Here is an 11,625-nt window from a genome sequence, read left to right as displayed (position 1 = left end):
GTTTATTCAGGAAGTCGCACCTTAGTTTATCGGGCAGTCCGTACATCAGACCAATTACCTGTCGTCATCAAACTGCTGAAAAATGACTATCCCACCTTCAGCGAACTCGTGCAGTTTCGCAATCAGTACACCATTGCTAAAAATCTTAACTCACCCTTAATTATCCAAACTTATAGCCTGTCACCCTATCACAATGGTTATGCGTTAGTAATGGAAGACTTTGGGGGGATTTCTCTTCAGGAATGGGGAGTGAAAACGAAAAATCTACCCTCTTTGAGAGAGTTTTTAGAAATGGCGATCGCACTGTGCAATATCTTAGATATACTGTATCGCGAGCGCATCATTCACAAAGACATCAAACCCAGTAATATCTTAATTAATCCCGAAACTAAACAAGTCAAATTAATTGACTTTAGTATCGCCTCCTTGCTACCGCGAGAAACGCAAACTTTGATAAATCCCAATATCTTAGAAGGGACACTCGCTTATATTTCCCCAGAACAAACAGGCCGAATGAATCGGGGAATTGACTACAGAACTGATTTTTATTCTTTAGGTGTGACTTTCTACGAATTACTCACCGGAAAATTACCTTTTGAATCCAAAGATCCAATGGAATTAGTACATTCTCATATTGCCCAAGCCTCGCCGTTAGTGCATGAAATTAATTCAAAAATTCCCTATTTACTATCAGAAGTTGTCACAAAATTGATGGCAAAAAATGCCGAAAATCGCTATCAAAGTGCATTAGGAATGAAGTTTGATTTAGAAAAATGTTTAACTCAACTCCAAGAAACTGGTAACATTGAAAACTTTGAAATTGCACAGAGGGATCTGTGCGATCGCTTCATCATCCCCGATAAGCTCTACGGACGAGAAACCGAAGCAGCCACTTTACTGCAAGCCTTTGAAAGAGTCAGTAGTGGCGCAACAGAACAGATGCTCGTTGCAGGCTTTTCAGGGATTGGAAAAACCGCCGTCGTCAACGAAGTTCATAAACCCATTGTGCGGCAACGCGGCTACTTCATCAAAGGTAAATACGACCAGTTCAACCGCAACATCCCCTTCAGTGCCTTTGTCCAGGCTTTTCGCGACTTGATGTCACAACTATTGAGTGAAAGCGATACTCAGCTAGCACAATGGAAAGAGAAAATCTTATCTGCTTTAGGTGAAAATGGGCAAGTTTTAATAGATGTCATTCCCGAACTCGAACAGATTATCGGCAAACAGCCAGCAGCCCCAGAACTCTCTGGTAGTGCAGCTTTAAACCGCTTCAACTTGTTATTTGGCAAGTTCATAGCCCTGTTCGCTACAGCCGAGCATCCTTTGGTAATGTTTCTCGATGACTTGCAGTGGGCAGATTCAGCTTCACTAAGCTTGATGCAGGTGTTGATGAGTCAAAGCGAGATGGGCTATCTGCTAACGATTGGGGCATACCGAGATAACGAAGTCTTTCCGGCACATCCGCTAATGCTGACATTAGAGGAGATGAAGAAAGACTCAGCGACCGTCAGCACTCTAACCCTGGCTCCTTTAAGTCAATCTCACGTCAATCATTTGGTTGCCGACACCCTCAGTTGTTCCACAATCACAGCACAACCTTTGAGTGAGTTAGTGTATCAAAAAACCCAAGGCAACCCGTTCTTTGCTACTCAATTTATCAAAGCTTTGCATCAGGATGGCTACATTGCATATAACTTCACTGTAGGACACTGGCAGTGCGATATTGCAGCAGTGAAATTGCTCTCGCTTACTGATGATGTAGTCGAGTTCATGGCAATGCAATTGCAAAAGTTGCCCGATGCCACCCAAAATGTCCTCAAACTTGCTGCCTGTATTGGCGCTCAATTTGATTTAGAGACATTGGCTATAGTTTCAGAATTTTCTTCAATTGATGCAGCAACAGCATTGTGGAGAGCCTTGCAGGAGGGCTTGATTTTGCCCACGAGTCAGATTTACAAGTTTTTTCAGGGTACACAACAGTTTGACTCAGAGGATACCGTTAATCCAGCCTACCGTTTCCTGCACGATCGCGTCCAACAAGCCGCCTATTCTCTGATTCCCGATGACAACAAACAAGCAACCCACCTGCAAATTGGACAGCTACTTCAGCAAAAGCTCTCGGTTTCAGAGCAAGCAGAAAAGCTGTTTGATATTGTCGGACACCTGAACCGGGGACGGGCATTACTCACACAACCGAGCGAGCAAGAAGCGCTAGCACAACTGAATTTGCAAGCTGGAGTGAAGGCGAGAAATTCTACAGCTTACGCCGCAGCAAGGGTTTATTTACAAACGGGGATTAAGTTACTGCTGGCAAACTGCTGGCAACATCAGTATGAATTGACTCTGAATCTGTATGTTACGGCTGCGGAAGTTGCCTATTTGAATGGTGACTTTGATGGCATGGAACAGCAAGCCGCAGTGGTATTGCAGCAAGCACAGAGCATTTTCGACAAAGTTAAAATTTACGAAATCCAAATTGCGGCACAAATGGCTCAGAGTCAGGCGTTAGCTGCGATCGCTATCGCTAGAGACGTGCTGGGACAATTGGGAGTTGAACTCCCCACCGAACCTGATGAAGCCCAGATTGGCTCAGCTATACAAGCCGTTGCCAGCCAGCTTCAGGGCAGACGGATTGAAGAACTGCTTGATTTACCACTGATGAGCGATCGCAGTGCGATCGCCGCCATGCAACTATTAGGAGCATTGTTTGCACCCGTATTGGTGGGAATGCCAGGTTTACTGCCTCTCTTGGGCGCGATGATGGTGAAGTTGTCGCTCCAGTTTGGCAATGCCCCCGCCTCGACGGCAGGATATGGGCTTCATGGCATGGTGCTGTGTGCCTTTTTGGGCGAAGTCGAAACAGGCTACGAGTTTGGTAGATTAGCACTCTCGTTGGTGGAGAGGTTGAATGCTCAGTCCATGAAGTCCCTCACTCTCAACTTATTTGGGGCTTTTATCCAACATCACCAGCAAGCGGTATTGGCAACGCTACCGACGCTGAAAGATGGCTACACCACTGGCATAGAAACAGGCGATTTTCTCTACGCTGGCTACAACGTAACAGGTTACGCCTATAATGCGCTGTTTGCAGGTGTAGAGGTGGACGCATTGTCATCCGAATTGGCTGCTTACAATGCTGTCCTAGCTCAGATCAAACAAGATTCGGCGCATATTTATTCGGACATGGTGCGACAAACGGTGGAGCATTTGAGAGAAACTGTGAGCCAACCAGATTGCTTAACTGGCACTATCTATGATGAGACGCTGATGCTGCCGAAGCACCAGCAAGATAACGATCTTACCTCGATCGCCATTGTCTACATCTACAAACTGCTGCTTGCCTACTACTTTGGCAATTATCAGGCTGCCCTGGACTACATCACCCCAGTCAAGTCCCATTTGATGGGAGTATCGGGAATGGTTTTTATTCCCAATTTCCATTTTTATGCCGCGCTAACACACCTGGCAGTCTTCCCCACCCAGCCAGAAGTTGAGCAAGCCGAGCTGCTTGCTGTGGTTGCCAGCCATCAAACGGCTCTGCATCAATGGGCGCACAATGCCCCAATGAACTACTTGCACAAATGGTATCTGGTAGAAGCAGAGAGATGTCGAGTGTTGGGTGAAAAAGTTGCTGCTACCGAGCATTACGATCGGGCGATCGCCCTGGCTATTGAACACCAGTTCATCCACGAAGCAGCTTTAGCCAATGAACTGGCTGCCAAGTTCTACCTCGATTGGGGCAAAGAACGCATTGCCCAGGAATACATGACAAACGCCTATTACGGCTATGCTCGCTGGGGAGCAAAGGCCAAAGTTGCTGACTTAGAAAAACGCTATCCCCAACTGCTGGCTGCCATATTACAACAAACTCGCTCTGCCTTCTCGGTCAACGAAACTGTCTTTGCTGTAGGAACCGTCACATCCAACAGTTCTGCCACTTCTAGCAGTAGTGTCTCAGATACCCTAGATTTAGCTGCAATTCTCAAAGCTTCTCAAACTATCTCAGGCGAAATCGAACTCGAAAAACTGCTTTCATCGTTGCTTTCTATCGTTATCGAAAATGCTGGAGCCGATAAATGTGTGTTAATGCTCTTGCGAGACGATCGCCTGCTGATTAAAGGGTCAATTACTGTGGGAACGGAGCCAGTCGTATTGCAACGCCTTCCCATTGAGGACAGTCAGGATATTCCCTTAAAGCTGATTTACAAAGTCAAGCATAACAGGCAGACTGTTGTGCTGCTTGATGCGACGGCAGATCCTACTTTAGCTAATGACCCGTATATCATGCGTCAGCAGCCTCATAGTATCTTGTGTAGCCCGATTTTGCATCAAGGTAATTTGCTGGGCATTTTATATCTGGAGAATAATTTAGCAACGGGAGCATTTACAAGCGATCGCGTCGAACTGCTCAATTTACTCTGCGCTCAAGCGGCAATTTCTCTGGAAAATGCCAGACTTTACGAGCAGTCACAAACCTATTCCCAACAGCTAGAGCGATCGCTCGAAAACTTGAGTGCGAGTAACTCTCGCTTCCATAACCTGGTAGACAATGTGCCTGGGGTAGTTTATCAATATCGCATGAGTGCCGATGGGTTTATATCGTTGAGCTACATCAGTGCCGACTGTTACAGCTTACTAGAAATTACCCCAGAGCAAGCCATGTCCAATTGGCAGTTTTTCGACAATATGGTGCATCCAGATGATGCCGTGAGTTATCAACAGTCTCAAACTCAAGCCTTTCAAGCCATATCTCCATGGCAATGGTCAGGACGAATTATTACACTCTCTGGAATTATCAAGTGGATTCATGGGGAATCTCGAATCAAAAGACTTGCCGATGGGTCTATGGTTTGGGATGGATTATTGTTGGATATTAGCGAGCGCAAACGTGCAGAAGCCGCCATCGTCCAAAAATCTCAGGAATTAGAACAAGCTTTACAAAACTTGCAACAAACCCAATTGCAAATGATTCAAAGCGAAAAGATGTCGGCATTGGGTAATTTAGTAGCAGGCGTTGCCCATGAAATTAATAACCCCGTCGGCTTCCTAACTGGCAATTTGAATGAAGCTAAATCTACAGTTCAAGAATTAGTAGAGCATCTCAATCTCTATCGATCTCGCGCCCCGGAAACAGAGCTTGCCGACCATGCCGAAGATATCGATTTAGACTATATCATCGAAGACCTGCCCAAAATGATTGACTCGATGCAACTGGGATGCGATCGCATCACAGATATCAGCACTTCACTCCGCACCTTTTCTCGGGCTGACAAAGACTACAAAGTTCCTTTTAATATCCACTCTGGACTCGACAGCACGATCTTAATTCTCAAATATCGATTGAAAGCCAACGAGCGGCGACCCGCCATTGAAGTAGTGAAAGACTACGGCAATATTCCCGAGATCGAATGCTTCCCCGGACAGCTTAACCAGGTGTTTATGAACATTCTCGCCAATGCGATAGATGCACTGGAAGAATCAAATACAAATCGCAGCTTTGCAGAAATCAAGGCTAATCCCAACCGCATTACCATTCAAACCTCCTTAGTATATAACGGCGTGAAAATTAGTATTACTGATAATGGTCGGGGGATGACAGAATCAGTCAAACAAAAAATATTTGATCATTTATTTACGACAAAAGCAGTCGGGAAAGGGACGGGTTTGGGATTGGCGATCGCTCGTCAAATCGTCGTCGAAAAACATAGCGGTTCCCTTCAGGTTAACTCTATAATGGGAACAGAAACTGAATTGATCGTCACCTTACCCACTCACACCTAACAAAAAAGTTAAGACTTTCTCTTCTTCAGACTTATTTAAGCAACCACTAGCTCATCAATTATCAAACAGCAACAGCCATGAATAACTTTGACAAAAATAGTGACACTCCTACAAATGTTAAAATTCCCCACTATCAAATTATCTCTACAGTTTATTCAGGAAGTCGCACCTTGGTATATCGGGCTATCCGTACATCAGACCAATTACCTGTGGTCATCAAACTGCTGAAAAACGACTATCCCACCTTTAGCGAACTCGTGCAGTTTCGCAATCAATACACCATTGCCAAAAACCTTAATTCACCTTCGATAGTCCAAACCTATAGCCTGGAACCCTATCACAATGGCTGTGCGTTAGTGATGGAAGACTTTGGGGGAATTTCTCTTCAGGAATGGGCAGTCAAAAGGAAAAACGCACTATCTTTGAGAGAATTTTTAGAAGTCGCGAGATCCCTCTGCAATACCTTAGATATATTGTATCGCCATCGCATCATTCACAAAGACATTAAACCCAGCAATATTTTAATTAATCCCGAAACCAAACAAGTCAAATTAATCGACTTTAGTATTGCATCTTTGCTACCGCGAGAAACGCAAATACTAATTAATCCCAAGGTGTTAGAAGGAACACTAGCTTATATTTCCCCAGAACAAACTGGCCGAATGAATCGGGGGATTGACTATCGGACTGATTTTTATTCTCTAGGTGTTACCTTCTACGAATTACTGACAGGAGAGTTACCTTTTCAATCAAACGATCCGATGGAGTTGGTGCATTGTCATATTGCCAAAGTAGCACCCTTAGTACATGAAATTAACCCACAAATCCCGCCTCTACTATCAAAAATAGTTAGTAAATTGATGGCAAAAGATCTCGAAGACCGCTATCAGAGTGCATTAGGAGTGAAGTTTGATTTAGAGAAATGTTTTACTCAAATTCAAGAAATTGGTCAAATTGAATCCTTGGAAATTGCTCAAAAAGATGTAAGCGATCGCTTCATCATTCCAGATAAACTTTATGGAAGAGAAACCGAGGTATCAACTCTACTACAAGCATTTGAGCGAATCGCTAACCCCTCTGAATCAACCCTTGCTAAGGGGGGAAATAGGGGGGTAGAAATGATGCTAGTCGCTGGGTTTTCGGGAATTGGAAAAACAGCAGTCATCAAGGAAGTTCATAAACCGATTGTGCGGCAACGCGGTTATTTTATTAAAGGTAAATTCGATCAATTTCAACGTAAAATTCCCTTGAGTGCATTTGTGCAAGCATTCCGAGATTTAATTGGGCAATTGTTAACCGAAAGTGATGCACAGATTCAGCACTGGAAAAACCAAATATTATCAGCAGTTGGAGAAAATGGGCAGATATTTATTGAAGTCATCCCCGAACTAGAAAAAATTATAGGTCCCCAAGTACCTGTGAGAGAATTATCAGGAACTGCGGCACAAAATAGATTTAATTTATTGTTTCAAAAATTCACCCAAGTTTTTACCACCTTAGAACATCCATTAGTGATATTTTTAGATGATTTACAGTGGGCAGATTCGGCATCGCTGAAATTAATGCAGCTTTTAATGGCTGATACAGGTCATCTGTTATTAATAGGTGCATACCGCGATAACGAAGTCAATCCAGCACATCCATTAATGTTGACCTTGAGTGAGCTTCAAAAAAGCCAAGCAACGATTAATACGATTAATTTAGCACCATTAAGCGCAAGAAAAGTAAATCAGTTAGTAGCTGACACCCTGAAATCGACCGAAAGTTTGACATGGCCTCTTTCTCAACTGATATTTCAGAAAACCAAAGGAAATCCATTTTTTGCTACGCAATTTCTCAAAGCCTTACATCAAGAGCGACTAATTCAATTTAACTATCCCTCTCTATCCCCCACCCCCCTTACCAAGGGGGGACAGAGGGGGGTACAAGGGGGCTGGGAATGTGACATTGTACAAGTAAATCAGCTTGCGGTTACAGATGATGTTGTTGTCTTTATGGCATTGCAATTAGGAAAGCTACCGCCTTCAACTCAACAGATGTTGCAGTTAGCTGCTTGTATTGGCAATCAATTTGATTTAGCAACATTGGCAATTGTTTCGCAACAATCCCAAATTGAGACGGCTGCTGCTTTGTGGAAAGCATTAGAAGAAGGGTTGATTTTACCAGTTGGTGATGTTTATAAGTTTTATGTATGGCAAGAAAATCAAGCAGTTCCTCAACAAAATTCTCATAAGGTTATATACAATTTTTTACATGACAGAGTACAGCAAGCTGCTTATTCGCTGATTCCCGACGAGCAAAAACAACTGACGCACTTAAAAATTGGGCAATTGCTTTTAAGTGTAATGAGCAAGACAGAAAAAGAGGAAAAAATCTTTGAGATTGTCAATCAATTAAACAAAGGAGCCGATTTAATTGTCTCAGAAACAGAACGCGAGGAATTAGCAAAGCTAAATTTAGCTGCTGCACAAAAAGCCAAATCTGCAACCGCTTACATCGCAGCAATTGAATACACCACTAAAGGCATACAACTTCTCACAGGAAGTTGTTGGCAACAATACTATGATATAACCTTGGCACTACATGATTTAGCCGCAGAAGTAGCTTGTCTAAGCGGTGAGTTTAGACAAATGGAACAGATAGTCGAGCGGGTAGTACAAAATGCTCGTCAATTACTAGACAAAGTTAAGGTCTATGAAGTGACAATTTTAGCTGACGTAGCCCAGAGCCAACAGCCCAAAGCTATTAAAACCGCTCTTTCTGTTTTGAAATTATTTGGAATATCGTTTCCAGAGCAGCCCACTGACGCAGAGATCAATCAAAGTTTGCAACAGGCTCAAGATGTATTAAAAGGAAAAGATTTACAAGATTTGTTGGCACTACCTGAGATGATTGACCTTCAAGCTCTGGCAGTGATGCGAATTTTAGGAACCGTGACAGCAGCAGTCTATCAAGCGATTCCAAAACTACTGCCGTTAATCGTCTGCAAGCAAGTTAGCTTATCAGTTGAATATGGTAATGCTGCTGTATCAGCGCAGGCTTATGCTTGGTATGGAGTAATTTTGTGCGATCTTGGGGAAATAGATTTAGGTAATCGCGTTGGTCAACTGGCAATGGAACTACTATCACGTTTCCAGAATAGAGAATTTAAAGCCAGCACCATTAACATGGTTTATCCGTTTGTGAAGCCCTGGAAATATCATATTCAAGATTCACTTGCTCCTTTACTGGACGGATACCACAGCGGTCTGGAGATGGGTACTTTAGAATATGCTGCTTACTGTGCCTACAATTACTGTTCGCTGTCCTTTTTCCTAGGAAAAGATTTGTCAATCCTAGAACCAGAGATGAATGTTTACAATCAGGCATTAGCTCAACTCAAACAGGAAGTCGCTCATAACTATCTTAGAGTCTTTTATCAATCAGTCTTAAATTTGCTCGGTCAGAGCAAGTGTCCTTGGGAAATTCAAGGTGTAATCTATGACGAACACATAATGTTGCCCTTGCATCAGAAGGCTAACGATCTTTACGCAATGGGAACACTATATATCAATAAATTAATTCTTTGTTACTTGTTTAATGAGTGGGATCAAGCAATTAAAGTGGCAGTTGATGCCAAACAATATTTGAGTGGAGTATCCGGCTGTTTTATGGTTCCGGTGTTTCACTTTTACGATTCATTGACTCATCTTGCTATATTACCCAACGCTCAAAGTAGAGAATACGATGCCTTCGGCAGCCTTCGCCAATCCCTTCCCCAGGAAGTTATTAGCAACCAGAAAAAACTCAAACAATGGGCACACCATGCACCCACAAACCATTTACACAAATTTTATTTGGTGGAAGCAGAACAGTATCGGGTGTTGGGGCAGATGTATGAAGCAATGGATTACTACGATCGCGCTATAGCCTTTGCAAAAGAAAACGCATTTATCCAAGAAGAAGCACTAGCGAATGAACTTGCCGCCAAATTTTACCTCAATGGGGGGAAAGAAAAACTCGCCCAAGCATATATGCAAGAAGCATATTACTGCTACGCGCGTTGGGGTGCGAAAGCCAAAGTTGCTGACCTTGAAAAACGCTATCCTCAACTGCTTGCTCCCATCCTCCAGCAAACCCGTTCTCCCCTGTCAGCGAACGAAACTATCTTCACATTGGGGAGTGTTACTTCTACCAATTACCCGACTTCCCACAGTAGCAGTGCCTCTGAAACTCTAGATTTAGCTGCCATTCTTAAAGCTTCTCAAACTATCTCCGGCGAAATTGAATTTGAAAAACTGCTTTCATCGTTGCTTTCTATTGTCATCGAAAATGCGGGGGCTGATAAATGTTGGTTCATGCTCTTGCAAGACGATCGTCTACTGATCGAAGGGTCAATTACTGAGGGGTCAAAGCCAGTCGTATTTCAGCACATTCTGGTTGATGATAGCCACGACATTCCTCTGAGGCTGATTTACAAAGTCAAGCACAACAAGCAGACTGTTGTGCTGTTTGATGCCACGATCGATCCGACTTTGGCCAATGACCCTTATATTATTCGTCAGCAGCCTCAGAGTATCTTGTGCAGCCCGATTTTGCATCAAGGGAAATTGCTGGGCATTTTATATCTAGAAAATAATTTGGCGCCGGGGGCATTTACAAGCGATCGCGTCGAACTCCTCAACCTACTTTGCGCTCAAGCTGCTATCTCCCTAGAAAATGCCCGACTTTATCAGCAGTCACAAACCTCTGCTCAACAGCTAGAGCAAGCCTTGCATGATTTGCAGCAAACTCAATTGCAAATGATTCAAAGCGAAAAGATGTCGGCTTTGGGTAACTTAGTTGCTGGCGTTGCTCATGAAATTAATAACCCTGTAGGCTTTATTTACGGCAATTTGAATGAAGCTAAATCTACAGTTAAAGACTTAGTGGAGCATCTCAATCTCTATCGATCTCGCGCCCTAGAAACAGAGATTGCCGACCATGCCGAAGATATCGATTTAGACTATATCATCGAAGATTTACCCAACATCATTGACTCGATGCAATTGGGCTGCGATCGCATCAAAGATATCAGCACTTCACTCCGCACCTTTTCTCGCGCTGACAAAGATTACAAAGTTTCTTTTAATATCCACTCTGGACTCGACAGCACAATCTTAATTCTCAAATATCGATTGAAAGCCAACGATCGGCGACCCGCCATTGAAGTAGTGAAAGACTACGGCAATATTCCCGAGATCGAATGCTTCCCCGGACAGCTTAACCAGGTGTTTATGAACATTCTCGCCAATGCGATCGATGCACTGGAAGAATCAAATATTGGGAGGACTTTTGCCCAAATCAAAACTAGCCCTAATCGGATTAAAATTATAACATCCGCGGACAATCAAGAGGTAAAAATCACCATTGCTGATAATGGTCAAGGGATGAGTGAATCAGTCAAACAAAAGATTTTTGACCATTTATTTACAACAAAAGCTGTAGGGAAAGGCACGGGGTTAGGATTGGCGATCGCTCAACAAATCGTTACAGAAAAACATGGCGGTTCCATCCACGTTAACTCGATACTAGAAAAAGAAACTGAATTTATCATCACTTTACCTCTCAAGGCATAATAAACTCGTTAATTTTCCCTAGCATCCAGACTCATTTAACCCATGACTCACATCAATTATTAAATAAAAACGGTCATGAATAACTGTCACCAAAACACCAACATTCCCACAACCGTTCAAATTCCTAACTATCAAATTCTTGAAACCGTTTATTCAGGAAGTCGGACTTTAGGAATGAAAATTTAATAACATCAGCGATGTATAATAAATAAATGAGTGAATATGAATAGGTTTATGTTTCGGT

General features: G+C 43.1%; 2 protein-coding genes. Both read left to right on the top strand.

Annotation, left to right across the window (positions count from 1 at the left end):
- Nucleotides 1-5,784, top strand: a 5,784-nt coding sequence (locus QUA20_RS30655; RefSeq protein ID WP_333194052.1) for an AAA family ATPase, incomplete at its 5' end; no start/stop codon positions are given.
- Between the two features lie 77 nt (nucleotides 5,785-5,861).
- On the top strand, nucleotides 5,862-11,381 hold the full coding sequence (locus QUA20_RS30650; RefSeq protein WP_333194050.1) for a protein kinase domain-containing protein: 5,520 nt from the start codon (nucleotides 5,862-5,864) through the stop codon (nucleotides 11,379-11,381).
- Nucleotides 11,382-11,625: the final 244 nt, after the last annotated feature.

The sequence above is a fragment of the Microcoleus sp. Pol7_A1 genome, from assembly GCF_036701085.1.
Lineage (GTDB): Bacteria > Cyanobacteriota > Cyanobacteriia > Cyanobacteriales > Microcoleaceae > Microcoleus > Microcoleus asticus.
Note: the sequence above shows the minus strand (reverse complement) of the source record. Positions and strands in the feature narration are given on the sequence as shown.

What these genes read in the sequence shown, in the direction of transcription:
- QUA20_RS30650 (WP_333194050.1), top strand. Translation starts at nt 5,862, where the DNA reads ATGAATAACTTTGACAAAAATAGTGACACTCCTACAAATGTTAAAATT.